The organism is Ligilactobacillus saerimneri, from assembly GCF_036689625.1.
GTDB classification, from domain to species: domain Bacteria; phylum Bacillota; class Bacilli; order Lactobacillales; family Lactobacillaceae; genus Ligilactobacillus; species Ligilactobacillus saerimneri.
Genome location: NZ_CP144759.1, coordinates 1,193,940 through 1,210,866, shown reverse-complemented (window position 1 = coordinate 1,210,866; position 16,927 = coordinate 1,193,940). Strand labels below are relative to the sequence as shown.

Annotated in this window: 23 protein-coding genes; 21 read left to right on the top strand and 2 right to left on the bottom strand. The window is 40.6% G+C overall.

The genetic code is table 11. From position 1 onward, the window contains the following. Positions 1 to 13: 13 nt before the first annotated feature. From rplO to rpsI, 15 genes are all read left to right on the top strand, one after another. On the top strand, positions 14 to 448 hold the full coding sequence (rplO, locus tag V3C97_RS05910) for a 50S ribosomal protein L15 (RefSeq protein ID WP_009550829.1): 435 nt from the start codon (positions 14 to 16) through the stop codon (positions 446 to 448). Further along, a complete protein-coding gene (gene secY, locus V3C97_RS05905; RefSeq protein WP_009550827.1) occupies positions 449 to 1,741 on the top strand; it encodes a preprotein translocase subunit SecY in 1,293 nt (430 codons plus the stop codon). A gap of 120 nt (positions 1,742 to 1,861) precedes the next feature. Beyond that, complete coding sequence (locus V3C97_RS05900) at positions 1,862 to 2,521, top strand: adenylate kinase (RefSeq protein ID WP_009550826.1); 660 nt, start codon at positions 1,862 to 1,864, stop codon at positions 2,519 to 2,521. Positions 2,522 to 2,758: 237 nt separating this feature from the next. Then, positions 2,759 to 2,977 carry a translation initiation factor IF-1 gene (gene infA / locus V3C97_RS05895; protein ID WP_009550824.1) on the top strand — a complete coding sequence of 73 codons (219 nt, stop codon included), beginning with the start codon at positions 2,759 to 2,761 and terminating at the stop codon, positions 2,975 to 2,977. Between the two features lie 34 nt (positions 2,978 to 3,011). Beyond that, on the top strand, positions 3,012 to 3,125 hold the full coding sequence (rpmJ, locus tag V3C97_RS05890) for a 50S ribosomal protein L36 (protein WP_009550822.1): 114 nt from the start codon (positions 3,012 to 3,014) through the stop codon (positions 3,123 to 3,125). Positions 3,126 to 3,147: 22 nt separating this feature from the next. Continuing rightward, positions 3,148 to 3,513 (top strand): 30S ribosomal protein S13, encoded by a 366-nt coding sequence (rpsM, locus tag V3C97_RS05885; protein ID WP_009550820.1) that lies wholly within the window; start codon positions 3,148 to 3,150, stop codon positions 3,511 to 3,513. Positions 3,514 to 3,548: 35 nt separating this feature from the next. After that, positions 3,549 to 3,935 carry a 30S ribosomal protein S11 gene (rpsK, locus tag V3C97_RS05880; protein WP_009550818.1) on the top strand — a complete coding sequence of 129 codons (387 nt, stop codon included), beginning with the start codon at positions 3,549 to 3,551 and terminating at the stop codon, positions 3,933 to 3,935. 79 nt (positions 3,936 to 4,014) lie between these two features. Then, on the top strand, positions 4,015 to 4,959 hold the full coding sequence (locus V3C97_RS05875) for a DNA-directed RNA polymerase subunit alpha (RefSeq protein ID WP_009550816.1): 945 nt from the start codon (positions 4,015 to 4,017) through the stop codon (positions 4,957 to 4,959). 31 nt (positions 4,960 to 4,990) lie between these two features. Continuing rightward, positions 4,991 to 5,374, top strand: a complete 384-nt coding sequence (gene rplQ, locus V3C97_RS05870) for a 50S ribosomal protein L17 (protein ID WP_009550814.1) — start codon at positions 4,991 to 4,993, stop codon at positions 5,372 to 5,374. Between the two features lie 266 nt (positions 5,375 to 5,640). Further along, positions 5,641 to 6,474: an energy-coupling factor transporter ATPase gene (locus V3C97_RS05865; protein WP_338434003.1), complete on the top strand. Its 834-nt coding sequence runs from the start codon at positions 5,641 to 5,643 to the stop codon at positions 6,472 to 6,474. Further along, entirely contained in the window at positions 6,450 to 7,319 is an 870-nt protein-coding gene (locus V3C97_RS05860) for an energy-coupling factor ABC transporter ATP-binding protein (RefSeq protein WP_338434002.1), read from the top strand. Before V3C97_RS05865 ends, V3C97_RS05860 begins: the two co-directional genes overlap by 25 nt. Continuing rightward, complete coding sequence (locus tag V3C97_RS05855) at positions 7,316 to 8,110, top strand: energy-coupling factor transporter transmembrane protein EcfT (RefSeq protein WP_338434001.1); 795 nt, start codon at positions 7,316 to 7,318, stop codon at positions 8,108 to 8,110. The genes V3C97_RS05860 and V3C97_RS05855 overlap by 4 nt, the downstream gene beginning before the upstream one ends. A gap of 19 nt (positions 8,111 to 8,129) precedes the next feature. Further along, entirely contained in the window at positions 8,130 to 8,888 is a 759-nt protein-coding gene (gene truA, locus V3C97_RS05850) for a tRNA pseudouridine(38-40) synthase TruA (RefSeq protein ID WP_338434000.1), read from the top strand. A 149-nt stretch (positions 8,889 to 9,037) separates the two neighbouring features. After that, positions 9,038 to 9,481: a 50S ribosomal protein L13 gene (rplM, locus tag V3C97_RS05845; RefSeq protein WP_009550804.1), complete on the top strand. Its 444-nt coding sequence runs from the start codon at positions 9,038 to 9,040 to the stop codon at positions 9,479 to 9,481. Positions 9,482 to 9,501: 20 nt separating this feature from the next. After that, positions 9,502 to 9,894 (top strand): 30S ribosomal protein S9, encoded by a 393-nt coding sequence (rpsI, locus tag V3C97_RS05840; protein ID WP_338433999.1) that lies wholly within the window; start codon positions 9,502 to 9,504, stop codon positions 9,892 to 9,894. A gap of 211 nt (positions 9,895 to 10,105) precedes the next feature. On the opposite strand, the gene V3C97_RS05835 is transcribed toward rpsI, so the two are convergent. Continuing rightward, positions 10,106 to 10,420 carry a DUF454 family protein gene (locus V3C97_RS05835; protein ID WP_009550800.1) on the bottom strand — a complete coding sequence of 105 codons (315 nt, stop codon included), beginning with the start codon at positions 10,418 to 10,420 and terminating at the stop codon, positions 10,106 to 10,108. 157 nt (positions 10,421 to 10,577) lie between these two features. Here V3C97_RS05835 and V3C97_RS05830 point away from each other — a divergent pair, with 157 nt between their 5' ends. The 5 genes from V3C97_RS05830 to V3C97_RS05810 all read left to right on the top strand — a co-directional run bounded on the left by V3C97_RS05830 (position 10,578) and on the right by V3C97_RS05810 (position 14,151). Further along, on the top strand, positions 10,578 to 11,771 hold the full coding sequence (locus V3C97_RS05830; protein ID WP_338433998.1) for a cyclopropane-fatty-acyl-phospholipid synthase family protein: 1,194 nt from the start codon (positions 10,578 to 10,580) through the stop codon (positions 11,769 to 11,771). Positions 11,772 to 11,826: 55 nt separating this feature from the next. After that, the gene (locus V3C97_RS05825; protein ID WP_009550797.1) at positions 11,827 to 12,291 is read left to right on the top strand and encodes a CopY/TcrY family copper transport repressor; all 465 of its coding nucleotides are present in this window, start codon (positions 11,827 to 11,829) and stop codon (positions 12,289 to 12,291) included. A 96-nt stretch (positions 12,292 to 12,387) separates the two neighbouring features. Then, positions 12,388 to 12,825 (top strand): universal stress protein, encoded by a 438-nt coding sequence (locus V3C97_RS05820; protein WP_009550795.1) that lies wholly within the window; start codon positions 12,388 to 12,390, stop codon positions 12,823 to 12,825. 141 nt (positions 12,826 to 12,966) lie between these two features. Beyond that, positions 12,967 to 13,533, top strand: coding sequence for a TetR family transcriptional regulator (locus tag V3C97_RS05815; protein WP_338433997.1), 567 nt, complete (start codon positions 12,967 to 12,969; stop codon positions 13,531 to 13,533). Between the two features lie 177 nt (positions 13,534 to 13,710). Further along, entirely contained in the window at positions 13,711 to 14,151 is a 441-nt protein-coding gene (locus V3C97_RS05810; protein WP_009550791.1) for a MarR family winged helix-turn-helix transcriptional regulator, read from the top strand. A gap of 110 nt (positions 14,152 to 14,261) precedes the next feature. Here V3C97_RS05810 and V3C97_RS05805 read toward each other — a convergent pair whose 3' ends face one another. Next, the gene (locus V3C97_RS05805) at positions 14,262 to 15,146 is read right to left on the bottom strand and encodes a LysR family transcriptional regulator (RefSeq protein WP_338433996.1); all 885 of its coding nucleotides are present in this window, start codon (positions 15,144 to 15,146) and stop codon (positions 14,262 to 14,264) included. A gap of 132 nt (positions 15,147 to 15,278) precedes the next feature. Here V3C97_RS05805 and V3C97_RS05800 point away from each other — a divergent pair, with 132 nt between their 5' ends. Beyond that, on the top strand, positions 15,279 to 16,901 hold the full coding sequence (locus V3C97_RS05800) for a malolactic enzyme (protein ID WP_338433995.1): 1,623 nt from the start codon (positions 15,279 to 15,281) through the stop codon (positions 16,899 to 16,901). The last annotated feature ends 26 nt before the right edge of the window (positions 16,902 to 16,927 follow it).

The following is a 16,927-nucleotide window of genomic DNA, read 5'->3' as shown; positions in this document are numbered from 1 at the left end:
GGTGCCAACCCTAATGAAATTACATGAATTAAAGCCAAGTGAAGGCTCACGTAAAGTACGCAACCGCGTAGGTCGTGGTACTTCATCCGGTAATGGTAAGACTGCAGGCCGTGGTCAAAAGGGTCAAAAGGCTCGTGGCAAGGTTCGTCTTGGTTTCGAAGGTGGCCAAATGCCATTATTCCGCCGGATGCCAAAACGTGGTTTCAACAACATTAACCGTAAAGAATATGCTGTTGTAAACCTTACTGAATTAAACAAATTTGAAGATGGTGCTGTTGTTTCTGTTGCAGAATTAACTGAAGCAGGCATCGTTAAGAATCTCAAAGATGGGATCAAGATTCTTGGTAATGGTGAATTGAACAAGAAGTTAACTGTTAAAGCTAACAAGTTCTCTGCATCTGCTAAGGAAGCGATCGAAGCAAAAGGCGGTCAAGCTGAGGTGATTTAATTGCTTAAGACAATGAAGAACGCCTTTACTGTAAAAGAGATTCGCAATAAAATCTTATTTACTTTAGGTGTCTTGATTGTATTTCGCTTAGGCACTTATATCACTGTCCCTGGGATCAACGCTAAAGCTCTGCAAAGTGTTGCGTCTTCAGGGTTAATTAGTATATTGAACACTTTCAGTGGTGGTGGATTGACTAACTATTCCATCTTGGCAATGGGGGTTTCACCATATATTACTGCACAAATTGTAATCCAATTATTACAAATGGACATTGTGCCGAAGTATGTGGAGTGGAGCAAACAAGGTGAAGTTGGTCGGCGTAAGCTTAATCAGCATACGCGGATCCTGACGATTGTCCTTGCGTTTATACAATCAATTGGTGTTACAGCAGGGTTTAATTTTTTGAGTTCATTAAACCTTGTGGAAAATCCAAGTATTCAAACCTATGTCAGCATTGGTTTGATTTTAACGGGGGGTACAATGTTTACCGCCTGGCTTGGTGACATGATTACAGATCGTGGGATTGGTAATGGAGTTTCCATTATCATCATGGCTGGTATCTTAGCTCGGGTTCCTACTGGAATTCAGCAAATTTACCAAGAACAATTTGGAAGTGCAAGTGATTTGGTTCAGCCACTGCTATACTGTGGCCTCTTATTGGTAGTAATCCTCATCATCGTAACTTTTGTTACGTTTGTTGAACAAGCTGCTTATAAGATTCCTATTCAGTATACGCGGCGGATGGCTGGAGCATCTGATAGCTCATATCTGCCATTAAAGATCAATGTTGCTGGGGTTATCCCAGTTATCTTTGCTAGTTCGTTTATTGCTACGCCCCAAGCAATCCTAATGGTTTTCACGCAAAATCATTCTGAAGATACATGGTATAAGATCATGACCAATCTGTTTTCAATGCAGACGACAGCAGGGATGATTTTATATACAGTATTGATTGTTGGTTTTACTTTCTTCTACGCTTTTGTTCAGGTAAACCCTGAGAAGCTAGCAGAAAATTTACAAAAACAGGGAAGTTATATTCCATCTGTTTGGCCAGGACGGGAAACACAAAATTATGTTTCTAGTCTATTGATCCGACTAAGTTCGGTTGGGTCACTTTACTTGGGCTTAGTATCATTGATTCCGTTAGTCTCCAGCAATGTTTGGGGATTGAATGAATCAATCGGACTAGGTGGTACCAGTTTACTAATTGTTGTTGGGGTTACAATCCAAACAATCAATCAGTTAAACGGGATGATGATGAAACAAGAATACGTTGGCTTCATCAGAGAATAATTTATCTATTTAATACGGGAAATAAGTAGTAGTACCTTATTTCCCGTATTTTCTTTAGATGAAAAACTTAAAGTACGGTATAATGATAATCGTATAAATATTTGAGGAGGAGTCATTACTATGGCTTTACAGTTAATGTTAATGGGCTTGCCAGGTGCTGGTAAGGGGACCCAAGCAGAACAGATTGTTGATGAGTACAAGATTCCACATATTTCAACTGGGGATATCTTCCGGGCAGCAATCAAGAATCAAACCCCAATGGGTGTTGAAGCTAAGAAATATATCGACAAGGGCGAATTGGTGCCGGATGATGTGGTTAACGGGATTGTGAAAGAACGTTTAGGCCAAGACGATGTTCAAAACGGCTACATGTTAGATGGCTTTCCAAGAAACATGGTTCAAGCACGAGCATTAAAGGAATTTAGTGCTGAACTTGGTCAACCATTGAACTGTGTGATCAATATTCACGTAGATCCTGAATCACTGATGGAACGTTTGACGGGACGCTTTATTTGCAAGAACTGTGGTGCTACATACCATAAGGTTTTCAACCCAACTAAAGTTGAAGGCACTTGCGATCGTTGTGGTGGCCATGAATTCTTCCAACGGGACGATGACAAGCCGGAAACAGTTGAGAACCGTTTGAAGGTTAACATTGAAATGAATACACCTTTACTCGATTTCTACCGTGAAGAAGGTATTTTACACGAAGTAAACGGAAATCAACCAATCGAAAAGGTTTTCGCTGATATTAAACAAATTTTAGATGCAATTAAGTAGCTAAAGGCTTACAATGAAGTTGTCGCTTTGCGGCAACTTTTTTCATGGAAATTTTTATTGAAAACAAATCCTTGCTAAGCACTTTAGAATATGATAGTATTATCAAGGTTTATCTTTTCAATAGGATTAGTTCGCGCTTTTTTGCGTTCATCCTGCGGAAAAAGGTGGGACTCCGTGAAGCTTCTCACATTTTTACGTGTAAAGTTTTCAAACCAAAATTTAAGGAGGTACTTTTACGTGGCGAAAGATGATGTGATTGAAATTGAAGGTAAAGTAAAAGAAACTTTACCAAATGCGATGTTCAAAGTTGAGCTCGAAAATGGTCACGAGATTTTAGCGCATGTTTCTGGGAAGATCAGAATGCACTACATTCGGATTTTACCTGGTGACAAGGTAACGGTTGAAATGTCACCATACGACTTAACTAAGGGTCGCATTACCTATCGCTTTAAATAGATTGTACTTCAAGTAAATATAGGAGGTATAATTCATGAAAGTAAGACCATCAGTTAAACCAATGTGCGAAAACTGCAAGGTCATTAAGCGCAAGGGTCGCGTAATGGTTATCTGCAGCAATCCTAAGCACAAACAACGTCAAGGCTAATTTTTAAGGAGGTGAATTTTAAATGGCTCGTATCGCAGGTGTCGACTTACCACGTGACAAGCGTATCGTAATCGGCTTAACATATATTTTTGGTATCGGTAATACAACAGCTCAAAAGATTTTGGCTGATGCCGGTGTTTCAGAAGATATCCGTGTTCGTGACTTGACTCCAGATCAAGAAGACAAGATCCGTGAACAAGTTGATAACTACAAGGTTGAAGGTGACCTTCGTCGTGAAGTTTCCTTGAACATTAAGCGTCTTTCTGAAATCGGTTCTTACCGTGGCCTTCGTCACCGTCGTCATTTACCAGTTCGTGGTCAAAACACGAAGAACAATGCGCGGACTCGTAAAGGCCCAGCAGTTGCTATTGCTGGTAAAAAAGGTTAATAAATAAATTAAAATAAAGGAGGTTAGTCAAATTCATGGCTGTTAAGAAATCACGTAAGCGCCGTGTGAAGAAGCATATTGAAGCCGGCGTTGCACACATTCACTCAACATTTAACAACACACTTGTTATGATCACTGACGTTCATGGTAACGCCGTTGCATGGTCATCAGCTGGTTCCTTAGGCTTCAAGGGTAGCCGTAAGTCTACTCCATTTGCTGCCCAAATGGCTTCTGAAGCTGCTGCAAAGGTTGCAATGGAAAACGGTATGAAGACTGTTGAAGTTGCTGTTAAGGGTCCTGGTTCAGGTCGTGAAGCTGCTATTCGTGCACTTCAAACTACAGGTCTCGAAGTTACATCTATCAAGGATGTTACACCAGTTCCTCATAATGGATGTCGTCCTCCAAAGCGTCGGCGTGTTTAATGTGGAACTTTGAAGCTTGCCTTCACAGTGTTGAAACCATGTTACTACACGTTACGTTTTGAAAGGGGTAAAGATAAGAATGATCGAATTTGAAAAACCAAAAATTCATAAGATTGAAGAAAATGATGGCTACGGCAAGTTTGTTATCGAACCGCTTGAACGTGGGTATGGTACAACTTTAGGTAACTCTTTACGCCGGGTCTTATTATCTTCATTGCCAGGTGCTGCTATTACTGATATCCAAATCGATGGGGTTCTCCATGAATTCTCTACCGTCGAAGGTGTTCTAGAAGATGTTACTCAAATCATCTTGAACTTAAAGAAGGTTGCATTGGGTATCAAGTCAGATGATCGTGTATCCTTAGAGATTGATGTTGTTGGTCCAATGGAAGTAACTGCCGGTGATATCCAAGGTAGTGCCGACGTTGAAATCTTCAACCCAGATCAATATATTTGTACTGTGGCTGATGGAGCTTCATTCCATGTTCGGATGACCGCTAACACGGGTCGTGGTTACGTTTCTGCAAAGGAAAACAAAGAAATGGCTGATGATATGCCAATCGGTGTTTTACCAATCGATTCGATTTATACCCCGATCGAACGCGTGAACTACCAAGTTGAAAAAACACGTGTTGGTCAAAAGAACGATTACGATAAGTTGACCTTAGATGTTTGGACTAACAAGTCCATCACACCTAGTGAAGCTGTTAGCTTATCCGCAAAAGTCTTAACTGAACACTTGAGTTTATTTGTTAACCTGACTGAAGAAGCAATGAATGCTGAAATGATGGTTGTAACTGAAGAAACTCACAAAGAAAAGATGCTTGAGATGACAATTGAAGAGCTTGATCTCTCTGTTCGTTCATACAACTGCTTGAAGCGTGCAGGTATCAATACTGTTCAAGAGTTAACTAATAAGACTGAAGCAGATATGATGAAGGTTAGAAACCTTGGTCGCAAGTCTTTGGATGAAGTTAAGGAAAAATTAGCAAACCTTGGTTTATCATTACGCCAAGATGACTAAACATTATCAGAAATAAAGGAGGGAAACATTCATGGCATACCGCAAATTAGGTCGGACAAGCGAACACCGTAAGGCAATGTTACGCAATTTGACTACTGATTTGATTGTTAACGAAAAGATCGTTACTACTGAACAACGTGCTAAAGAAGTACGTAAATTTGCTGACAAGATGATCACTTTAGGTAAGAAGGGTGACTTGGCTGCTCGCCGGCGCGCTGCTGCTTTCATGATGAACGTTATTGCTGACGTTAAGGAAAACGGTGACGACGTAGTTATCCAAACTGCTTTACAAAAGTTATTTGATGATCTTGCACCACGTTTTGCTGAACGTAACGGTGGTTACACTCGGATCTTAAAGATGGACAAGCGTCGGGGCGATGCTGCTCAAATGGTTGTTCTTGAATTGGTTGACTAATTCGTTAACTGGTATTAATTGAATATATTCAATTAACAAAGTGTCACTTTTATAATGATAAATGGGCGTTAGGATGTTGGTTACAACCTTTACCTAGTCTAGCTCAGAGTACGTCGTCCTTGAGGCGGGGGAACTTTCATTATAAAAAGTGATTTTTTTGTTTTATAGGCATTAAAATGATCGATATGATGATTTTAATGCCTTTTTCTTGTGTTTAAGACTATGGTATATTAGAGACATTAGTAACGAGAAGGGATGTTGTAACGATGGGTAAGATCATTGAGGTTAAGGACTTGGCCTTCCATTATCCTGACCAAAAAGAACCACTCTTTGACCAGCTGTCGTTGAGTATTGAACGAGGACAATGGGTAGCGATTATTGGTCACAATGGTAGTGGCAAGAGTACCCTTGTACGGATAATCGATGGTCTTTTAGCACCACAAGCCGGCACGATCTTTGTTGATGGAATGCCAGTGACACCAGAGAATATTTGGCAAATCAGGGAGAAGATCGGGATGGTCTTTCAAAATCCAGACAATCAGTTTGTCAGTGCTGATGTCGAAGGCGATGTTGCATTCGGGATGGAAAATCTAGGTCTTGACCGCGATGTGATGAAGTACCGTGTAGACCAGGCACTGCGCAAGGTGAATATGGAGGACTTCAAAGGCCATGATCCATCACGTTTATCTGGGGGGCAAAAGCAGCGAGTAGCCATTGCTGGTGTTTTGACCCTGCGTCCAGATGTTATTATCTTTGACGAGGCAACGAGTATGCTTGATCCGGAAGGACGCCAGGATATTATCAAGTTGATGACCAAATTGCACAAGAAAGGTTACACTCTAATCTCAATTACCCATAATATTGATGAGGCCGCTATGGCAGACAGGGTTTGTGTAATTGACGATGGGAAGATAGCTGCTGATAGTAGTCCAGCAGAGATTTTTGCACAAGAAAAAGAGTTAATAGCAATGGGGTTAGATGTTCCATATTCAGAACGGCTTAAGGATGAGTTGCTTCACAATGGGATTGAGGTCCCACACGAATATCTCACTGAGAAGGGAATGGTTGACTGGCTATGCAAATTACATTCGAAAAATTAGGTTTTACCTATCAACCAGGAACCCCGTTAGCATTTACAGCTTTAAAGGACGTTTCCTTCACGATTGCGGAACATAGCTACACAGCAATTGTCGGGCATACTGGAAGTGGTAAATCTACTCTTATTCAACACCTGAATGGCTTACTGAAACCAACAACAGGAACAGTACGAATCGGTGGGCAAGTGATTACAAGTGCAACTAGTAATAAGGACCTGAATAAATTGCGGCGAAAAGTAGGCTATGTTTTTCAATTTCCCGAAGCCCAATTGTTTGAAGAAACAGTCTTAAAAGACATTGAATTCGCTCCGCTGAACTTTGGATATAGTCCTAAGGAGGCACGACAAATAGCAATTGAGCAGGCCCAAGCTGTACAACTACCGACAGACGTTTGGGAGAAATCTCCGTTTGAGCTTTCTGGAGGGCAGATGCGGCGGGTAGCCATTGCGGGAATTTTAGCAATGAAGCCCGAAGTTTTGGTTCTGGATGAACCAACGGCCGGTTTAGATCCCCAAGGTAGCCGTGAAATTATGAGTTTATTTCAACGGTTACATCAAGAACAGGGCTTAACTATTGTATTGGTCACCCACAACATGAATGATGTGGCAGACTATGCTGATCATGTTGTAGTGCTGGAAAAAGGAACAGTTGTTGGAGACGGGCAACCACGGGAAATTTTTGCCGATCCACAGTGGTTGACGGATCATCATTTAGGTCTTCCACAGACAACGGCTTTTGCATATCAACTACAACAACGAGGGTTTGTCTTTACCGAAGGGTTACCCTTAACTGAAAAGCAACTAGCACATGAGTTAGCTATGATGCTCAAAGGAGGGAATAACCAATGAATAAACTCCTTTTAGGGCGGTACATTCACGCTGATTCGTTCGTTCATAAATTGGATGCACGCGCAAAGCTATTTTTGAGTTTTTATTTCATAGTGATCATCTTTTTATGTAACAACTGGCAAACGTATACTTTATTAGGGATTTTAACCTTAGTTAGTGTGGTATGTTCCAAGATCAAATTGAAGTTTTTCTGGGATGGGATTCGCCCCTTAGTATGGTTGATCATCTTTACGGTCGTATTGCAACTATTCTTCTCCAGTGGTGGTTATGTTTACTGGCAGTGGGGAATTTTTAGAATCACTAGCTTGGGGATTGAAAATGCAATCTATATTTTTTGTCGGTTTGTCCTGATTGTATGTATGTCAACTTTGCTGACTTTGACGACACCGCCATTACAGATTGCTGACGGGATGGAGGCTTTGATGAAGCCATTAAAGAAAGTAAAAGTCCCGGTTGATGAGATTGCTTTGATGTTGTCAATAGCACTACGGTTTGTCCCGACCCTGATGGATGAGACAACGAAAATCATGAATGCCCAACGATCACGGGGGGTTAACTTTGAGGAAGGTAGCTTATGGCATCGTGCTAAGATGCTGGTTCCGTTATTGATTCCGTTATTCGTTAGTTCATTCAATCGGGCAGAAGATTTAGCGATTGCGATGGAAGCACGGGGGTATCGTGGTGGTTCGCATCGCACTAAGTATCGGCAGCAAGTATGGCACCGCAATGATACGCTTGTGATGATGCTTTTCGCGGTAGTGACAGGCTTGTTGATCTATTTACGTAAATAACGGGTAGAGGAGGAGAGCTGTGACTCAAAGATATAAGGTAACCATCGCGTATGATGGAACTAATTTTGCTGGTTTTCAAAAACAACCCCAGCAGCGTACGGTGCAATCTGTTATCGAAGATGCACTGAACAAGATGAATAAAACGGACGAACATATTTTCATTGTTGGTTCTGGGAGAACTGATGCAGGTGTCCATGCTTTAGCTCAGGTAATTCACTTTGATTTTCCCCATGAAATTCCAGCTCTAGGGATGAAACGAGGACTTAACAGTATGTTACCTTTGGATCTAGAAGTTAAAGACTGTGAAATAGTTGATGATAGTTTTCATGCTCGGTTCAGTACTCATGGTAAACGGTACATGTATCGGGTAAGTCGGGGCGAGTTTGTTAATCCGTTTAAGCGATTTTATACGGCCCATTACAAGTATCCGTTAGATATTGATAAAATTCGTGCTGCATTGCCAGATGTTGTAGGGACACATGATTTTACTAGCTTTGTAGCAGCTGGTAGTCAGGCCCGCGATCATGTTCGGACAATTTATGAGGCAACAGTTCGAGAAGATCTGGCTAACGATGAAGTAATATTTGAATTCTATGGGAATGGCTTTTTGTATAATCAGGTGCGAATTATGGTAGCAGCCCTGTTAGAAATTGGGCGGGGGCAACGACCGGTCCATGATTTTTTACGGTTATATGAAGTGAAAAATCGCAAAGAATGTTATCGTACTGCTCCAGCTAGTGGGTTATATTTGAAAGAAGTAGTATATAATCAACCGTAATAAGCAGAAAACATTACAATTATTTCGTGAATTGTAATTGACTTAGATACTGAAAGTAAGTATTATAGTACTTGGTATTGTTTGCCCCACAGTAAGCCCCGTTAACCTTATTGTTTGTCAAACATGCATTAAAAATGGAGGAAATAAACGTGCGTACAACATATATTGCAAAACCAGGCGAAGTAGAACGTAAATGGTATGTAGTTGATGCCACTGATGTATCTTTAGGTCGTTTAGCATCACAAGTTGCTGCTATTTTACGTGGTAAGAACAAGCCAACATTCACACCTCATGTTGATACTGGTGACAATGTTATCATTATCAATGCAGAAAAGGTTGCTTTAACAGGTCACAAGGCTGCTAAGAAGCTTTACTACTTCCACTCAGATTATCCTGGTGGATTTAAGAAGATCAAGGCTGGCGATATGCGGAATGACAAGCCAGAACGCTTGATTGAATTAGCAGTTAAGAACATGCTTCCAAAGAACTCTCTTGGTCGCAAGATGATTAAGAAGATGCATGTATACCGTGGTGCAGAACACAAGCATGCTGCACAACAACCAGAAGCATTGGACATCAACAAGTTAATCTAATAACATAGGAGGAAAATGATTTGGCACAAGTACAATATTTCGGCACAGGTCGTCGTAAGCATTCCGTTGCTCGTGTTCGTTTAGTACCAGGTTCTGGTAAGATCACTATGAACGGCAAACCTGCTGAAGAATACATTCCATATGAAAACTTACGCGCAGTTATGATGCAACCATTCGACGTTACTGAAACAAACGGTTCATACGATGTTTTAGTAAATGTTAACGGCGGTGGCTTCTCTGGCCAAGCTGGTGCAACTCGTCATGGTATTGCACGTGCATTACTTACTGTTGATCCTGACTTCCGTGACGTATTAAAGCGCGCTGGTCTCTTAACTCGTGACCCACGGATGAAGGAACGTAAGAAGCCAGGTCTCAAGAAGGCTCGTAAGGCTTCCCAATTCTCAAAGCGTTAATCAGATTTCTGGTTACACTTTCCAAGCATCAGCATTTGCTGGTGCTTTTTTTGTAAAAATTAAAGCCCGGATAAAAAGTGAAGAGAAAATAATCTTTGTGTAATCCGTTTGTACTTAGCACTTAGACTTACGGGTGATTTTCCCGTCATTTAAACTATGGGAAATAATAAAAAGACTGGAAAATAGTTTTCCAGCCTTTTTTAGTATATATTTAGTCTTTAATATTAGCAGTAACAACAGCAGCAAACTTAACAAATAAACGTTGGTAAAGATTGAGCTGATGCAATTGTTCTAGTTGTTCCTTCTTTTTGAGCATGAAATCAAACATCCCCACAATATACTTTTGGTACAGACGAGTATGAGTGATCCAAGCATGGAAGCGCGGCGAAACTTTCGATAAACTAAAGATTGCCAGTAAGAAGAAAGGAACTTGAGGAATGACTGGCAAAAGTAGACCAATAATTCCACATGTAAAGCCAAGAACAGCTAACAATAACCAAAAAAACTTAGCAATATTTTTCGTCATAAAAGCCCCTTTCTTACAAAACAGAACTTAACTACTACTTCTTGTTGCCATTATACCATAGGACCCAAGAATAGTCCGTTTATGAATTTATTAAGAAAGAGTGCTAGAATAAACAACTATAAATAACTTTAATAATTAGTAAAAGAGGCGTTTTTAGATGTTAGACAATATGATTCTCAAACAAGTGATGAAGCGGTCATTTACTATCCCTATTGAAGTGACCTATGCTGACGGTAAAACGGAACGGTACGGGAAAGGAACACCTGAGGTTAAAGTTAAATTTAATCAGAAGATTGCTCTGAAAGACCTGCGAAAGAATGCATCCATCACACTGGGAGAAGCATATATGGATAAAGCTATCGAAGTCGAAGGCTCATTGCAAAAGCTCATTGCATCAGCATATGCATCAGCTGATAGTTTTTTAAACAATAAAAAATTCAAGCGTTTTTTACCCCACCAAAGTCACGATGAGGCTGAAACTAAGCATGATGTGCAAACACACTATGACATTGGCAATGATTTTTATCGTTTGTGGCTTGACCCAACAATGACCTATTCTTGTGCTTATTTTGAAAAGCCCACTGATAGTTTAGAACAAGCTCAGGAAAATAAGGTACGTCATATCATCAATAAATTGAATCCGCAACCTGGAAAGACCATGTTAGATATAGGCTGTGGTTGGGGAACGTTGATTTTAACGGCAGCACAAGAATATGGGCTAAACGTGTGTGGAATCACTCTTAGTCAAGAGCAATATGAGTTTGTTAACAAGCAGATAAAGGAATTGGGCTTAGAACATCAAGCGCAAGTAATTTTGACTGATTATCGTGAATTAGATCATGTTCCTTTCGATTACATCACTAGTGTGGGGATGTTTGAACATGTTGGTCAAGAAGATCTCGGCCAATATTTTCGAACTGTAGCTTCATTATTGAAGGACGATGGGACGGCATTGATTCACGGAATTACGCGGCAACAAGGGGGAGCTTATAATGGATGGATCAATAAATATATTTTCCCCGGTGGCTATATCCCTGGTTTGCAAGAAAATATTCAACACATCTTGGATGCAGGGATGCAGCTGGCCGATATTGAAATGTTGCGACGTCATTACCAAAAAACATTAGAGATCTGGGATGCTAACTTCAAAAAGGTAATTCCCCAAGTGATTGCGCAAAAAGGGGAACGTTTCGCCCGGATGTGGGACTTATATCTACAGGCATGTGCAGCATCATTTGAATCAGGCAATATCGATGTGATCCAGTTCCTGATGTCGAAAGGCCCAAGTGCAAAGAATTTACCGTTAACGCGGAATTATGTATATGCCAAGGAACTCACTGTACAGAATTAGTTGGACGTTCTGGTATAATCACAGTAGAAGAAAGAAGGGGAGGAGTGATTACAACGTGAAAGAGGCAAGCTCAGTTGAGATTACCAATGCGGAGTGGGAAATTATGCGCATCGTTTGGACTCTAGGGGCAGCAACAAGTAAGCAGATCAGTCAAGTGATGGCGGTTAAGAAAAACTGGAAAATGGCAACGACGAAAACCTTGTTGGGACGTTTGGTAACTAAAAATTATCTTGAAACTACGCGACAAGGGCGCGCTTTTATTTATCGGCCAACCGTAGACGAACAGGCAACCATCAACCAGCTGTTAGAGGCTGACCTGCGAACAATTTGTCAAATGCACACGGGCCGTTCGTTAGCAGAAATTCTCCGCAAGTTTACTTTTACGAAACATGACCTCCAGGTAATGCAAGATATCTTGCAAGCCAAGATGGCGGATGCACCGACAGAACTGCCATGTGATTGTGTACCGGCAGAGTTGGCTCCAGAATTAGACCATGATGAACAAACGTGTTGTCGTTAGGGATGTTTGATAAAAAAGTTTGGTAAACCTAAATATGTGGTATAATAAAAGGGTCAAAGATCTATGGTGGCAGATATGCAATGAGGAGTGATTAGGTTGGAAAAGATTCGCAATATTAAACGAATTTTAGTTGGGGTTGATGCTTCCGATGACGCGCAACTGGCTTTTCGGGTGGCTATTCACCGGGCCCGCGAATTGGGAGCAGACCTATATATTGTTAATGTTATTGAAGACCATGACATTAACGTGTATGAAAAGTTAGACGATGATTTCATGCGTCGCAAGCGGAGCATGCACGGCGAAACATTAACTAAGTATAAGCAACTGGCTGAAGAAGCTGGGGTAAAGAACGTTAAGATTATTTCGGTTGAAGGCAATCCAGGGAAAACAATTGTTAAGGATGTGATCCCATCAGTCAAGCCAGACTTGCTAATCGTTGGTTCGATTGGTAAACAAGGCGTCCGGAAATACTTTGGTTCGCAGGCAGCATACATGGCTAAATATTCACCAGTATCAGTTCTAGTTGTACGTTAAATTTTATAGTAATAGTAGGGGAGAATAATTTTACTAATTATTCTCCCCTTTTGCTGTTTTTATGGTAAAGTCAATATATAAAATAAATTATATTATCTTTATATCCTAAACTACTGATAGGAAGGATAAGGAGTGGTGGCAATGACAAGACATCAAGAAGAACGGAAGCAAGCTTTTGCTGCTAGCTTAACCAATTTATTGCGGAAAGAAGCGATTGAGAAAATCACAGTTGATCAAATTTGTGAGGAAGCTAACGTTCATCGGAGTACTTTTTATCGCTACTTCACTGATAAATACGACCTCTTAGAATACGTTTTTAAAAATATCTTCGTTGCGCAAGTGGACCGGAGCAACGTAGTTGAATCCATTATCAGACACATTGCTAGTGAAAAGAAAATTTTTCGTAATGTGTTTAATAATAACAATAAGGCAGATTATTATTTATTTGGGACAATTTTACGTATTTTTAGTAGCCAAATCTATGACGCGGTGATGGCAGGACACCTGCATGAAATTCCGTGGATCGAGATTATGGTCAAAAATAGTAAGTATCCTAAAATTGCCACAGATATGATTGCTGGGGGCTTTTTAACGGTATTAATCGAGTGGATTAGTACCAACTATGAGATGGATGAAGAAGAACTCGCCCGCTTTATCCTCCATATTGAAGAAAGTTTGAAGGATCAGAAAATAAATATTAACGATTAGTTTATCTTTTCTATTTTACATACAATCTTAAAAAGCGTAAAATAGTAGTAGCTATTGCGGGATAAACTATTAATTAATTAATACTGGTAGGAATTATATAGTAGTTGGCAACCAGTAGCGGTTACATTTTTTGTTTACCATATTAAGTTACCTTTATGCAATAGGAGGCGAACAAGTGTGAATTCATTGCAAAAGTCGATGACTAATTTGGCTCAGGTGCTACGGCTTCATGAACAAAAGAGTGGATCCAGTGATGAACTGGCTAAGCTGGGTGTAATAGATGTTTATTATCTCGAAGCAATCTATCAGCTTAAAGATCCAACTATTGGGACGATTTCTAAGCTTCTGGGTCAATCTACCCCCAACACTAACTACCATATCAAGAAGCTCGAAAAGAGTGGGCTTATCGAAAAGCGTTTAGATGACGTGGATCGACGGGTTACTCACCTATATGTCACGGAAAAGTATCTACAGATGCTAGAGTTTGATGCGGCCTTTTGGGCAGACCTACAACAAAAGCTCGAAGAAAGTGTTACTCCAAGCGATTTAGCAATTTTTAGACGGGTTTTGAGAGAAACAACCGATATTATTACGGAAAGTACACTACATAGGGATTAAAAGTGACGTAAGCATAGCAAAAAAATACTATGGGAAAGCTCATAGATGATAGCAAAATATTGGTTATCAAAAGAGTGAGGCCAGCTGATAATTCAGTTGGCCTCACTCTTTTAGTTATTCCAAGGATGAAAAGTGGTAATTAGGTCCAATAAGGCAGGGGCAGGAGAAAAACTTTCCCGATAAGCAAGTCCAATCTTGAACTCAGGCACCCCTTTGTCAGCCAAATCAAGGGCGACAAGATCATCATCTGAACGTAGTGCAATTGAGGTAATAAAGCTGATCCCTACGTTTTGAGCAACGAGTTTTTTGACGATCTGGATATCGTCAGTATGAAAGATCCGCGGTGGGTGGATAGCATTGATGGTTTCAAGCCGGGAAAAAGCCTTATTGTGGGTAAAACTATTAGTTAGGGCAATAAACGGATAGGATGCTAAATCTTTAAAGTACAGGGGTTGGGTCCAGTGCGCTAAAGGGTGGTTTTTACTAACAATGATCTTGAAAGTAGAATTAGCAAAGTAATTAACTACAAGGTTAGGATCTTTGACCTCATCCAAAATACCAATGAAAGCAAAATCAATGCTTCCTGTTGAAACAAGAGATAACAAGCGCTGAGATCCCTGCTCGACTGGTTGCATTCGGTTGAGTAGGTTGGCTTGGAGCAACTGGGGGGCAAGTAAAGGAAAGAGATAAGTCCCAATGATTGGTGGCAGGCCAAACTTGATTTTACGTGCTTTAAGGCGAACTAATTCTGTTTGAGCTAGGGCTAATTCTTGCAGGATTTTTTTGACATGGCGGTGAAAATTTTCACCGCTAGCGGTTAGGCGGAGGGTTTTATGCCGGTAGTCACGTTCAAAAAAATGTGTTTGGTAACTTTCTTCAAGGCGTTTGATAGCCATCGTGATGGTAGGTTGGCTAACACCAAAAAAAGTTGCAACTTTAGAGAAATTTTTTTCTTCGACTAATTTATCGTAATATTCTAACCATTTTAAATTCATGCTAAACCTCCTTTAAAGCATAGCTTAAATAGCTTTAGTATAAAATATATTTATATGTTACCACACTTTTGACTATAAACTAATCTTCACGCTAAGATACTACATGTAAACAAAAACAAAGGGAGTGGAAGCATGCCACAAGCAGCAACTATTTTAAACAACCCTTATCTCAACAAGGGAACTGGTTTTACTTATGAAGAAAGAAAAGAATTAGGCTTAGTGGGGGCATTGCCACCCCGGGTCCAAACGTTAGCTGAGCAAGCTGAACAAGCCTACCAACAATTTCAACGGATTGAAGATGGGTTGGACCAACGCCTCTTTTTAATGAAGATTTTTGATACTAACCGCATATTATTCTATTACCTTTTTGGGCAGCATATTGTGGAATTCATGCCAATTGTTTATGATCCGGTGATTGCTGAATCAATTGAACAATATAGTGAAATCTACACCCGACCACAGGATGCAGCTTTTATTTCAATTGACCGAATGGATGAAATTGAAGATACATTGCGGAACGCAGCCTCTGGTCGTGACATCCGTCTTATCGTTGTAACTGATGGTGAAGGAATCTTAGGAATTGGTGACTGGGGCGTCAACGGGGTGGATATTTCTGTTGGTAAGTTGATGGTTTATACAGCAGCTGCCGGGATTGATCCCGCCCAAGTACTAGCTGTTTCATTAGATGCCGGAACAAATAATGAACAATTACTTGCTGATCCATTGTATTTAGGAAATCGCCATGAGCGGGTCTATGGGGACCGTTACTATGAGATGGTTGACAAGTTTGTAGCCGCTGCTGAAAAATTATTCCCGCAAGTATTGTTGCACTTTGAAGACTTTGGCCGTGCCAATGCTTCCAATATTTTGAATAAGTATCAAGATAAGATTTTGACATTTAATGATGATATCCAGGGAACGGGGATTATTTGTTTGGCTGGGGTTCTAGGTGCCTTAAACATTTCTAAGCAAAAAATCACCGACCAAACATTCCTGACTTTCGGAGCTGGTAATGCCGGTGTCGGAATCGCTAAGATGATGTATGATGAATTGCTCCGTGAAGGGTTAACTCCTGAAGAAGCTAAGCAACATTTCTATTTAGTTGATAAACAAGGATTGCTATTTGAAGATACTCCAGATTTAACCCCAGAGCAAAAGCAATTTTTACGTAAGCGGAGTGAATTTGCTAACGCGGATGAATTGACTAATTTAGAAGCAGTAGTCAAAGCAGTTCACCCAACAGTGATGATTGGGACTTCCAAACAACCAGGAGCATTTACCGAAGCAATTGTTAAGGAAATGGCAGCTCATACTGAACGGCCAATTATTTTCCCAATCTCCAATCCGACGAAGTTAGCTGAAGCAAAAGCAGCTGATTTGTTGAAGTGGACAGACGGTAAAGCGTTGATCGGAACAGGTATTCCAGTCGCTCCAATTGAATACAAGGGAGTAACTTATGAAATTGGACAGGCTAACAATGCCTTGGTTTACCCTGGTGTTGGGGTTGGGGCATTGGCCGTTAATGCCAAAGTAATCAATGAAAAGATGTTGGCTCAAGCAGCCCATGCTTTAGGCGGGATTGTTGATCCAGACCAACCAGGGGCAGCCGTCTTACCTCCAGTAGAACGATTAACGGAATTCTCCACTACGGTTGCTGAAACAGTAGCCCAATCAGCTATTGACCAAGGATTGGCACAAACTGATTTAACAGCCCATGATGCCGTTCAAGCTATGAAATGGGAACCTAAATATTAAGTAAAGAGATTTAGAAAGAGAATTGA

What these genes read in the sequence shown, in the direction of transcription:
- V3C97_RS05815 (WP_338433997.1), top strand. Translation starts at nt 12,967, where the DNA reads ATGACAAGACATCAAGAAGAACGGAAGCAAGCTTTTGCTGCTAGCTTA.
- rpsK (WP_009550818.1), top strand. Translation starts at nt 3,549, where the DNA reads ATGGCTGTTAAGAAATCACGTAAGCGCCGTGTGAAGAAGCATATTGAA.
- V3C97_RS05900 (WP_009550826.1), top strand. Translation starts at nt 1,862, where the DNA reads ATGGCTTTACAGTTAATGTTAATGGGCTTGCCAGGTGCTGGTAAGGGG.
- V3C97_RS05855 (WP_338434001.1), top strand. Translation starts at nt 7,316, where the DNA reads ATGAATAAACTCCTTTTAGGGCGGTACATTCACGCTGATTCGTTCGTT.
- V3C97_RS05830 (WP_338433998.1), top strand. Translation starts at nt 10,578, where the DNA reads ATGTTAGACAATATGATTCTCAAACAAGTGATGAAGCGGTCATTTACT.
- rplQ (WP_009550814.1), top strand. Translation starts at nt 4,991, where the DNA reads ATGGCATACCGCAAATTAGGTCGGACAAGCGAACACCGTAAGGCAATG.
- rpmJ (WP_009550822.1), top strand. Translation starts at nt 3,012, where the DNA reads ATGAAAGTAAGACCATCAGTTAAACCAATGTGCGAAAACTGCAAGGTC.
- V3C97_RS05805 (WP_338433996.1), bottom strand. Translation starts at nt 15,146, where the DNA reads ATGAATTTAAAATGGTTAGAATATTACGATAAATTAGTCGAAGAAAAA.
- V3C97_RS05875 (WP_009550816.1), top strand. Translation starts at nt 4,015, where the DNA reads ATGATCGAATTTGAAAAACCAAAAATTCATAAGATTGAAGAAAATGAT.
- V3C97_RS05800 (WP_338433995.1), top strand. Translation starts at nt 15,279, where the DNA reads ATGCCACAAGCAGCAACTATTTTAAACAACCCTTATCTCAACAAGGGA.
- V3C97_RS05865 (WP_338434003.1), top strand. Translation starts at nt 5,641, where the DNA reads ATGGGTAAGATCATTGAGGTTAAGGACTTGGCCTTCCATTATCCTGAC.
- rpsM (WP_009550820.1), top strand. Translation starts at nt 3,148, where the DNA reads ATGGCTCGTATCGCAGGTGTCGACTTACCACGTGACAAGCGTATCGTA.
- rplO (WP_009550829.1), top strand. Translation starts at nt 14, where the DNA reads ATGAAATTACATGAATTAAAGCCAAGTGAAGGCTCACGTAAAGTACGC.
- V3C97_RS05860 (WP_338434002.1), top strand. Translation starts at nt 6,450, where the DNA reads ATGCAAATTACATTCGAAAAATTAGGTTTTACCTATCAACCAGGAACC.
- V3C97_RS05835 (WP_009550800.1), bottom strand. Translation starts at nt 10,420, where the DNA reads ATGACGAAAAATATTGCTAAGTTTTTTTGGTTATTGTTAGCTGTTCTT.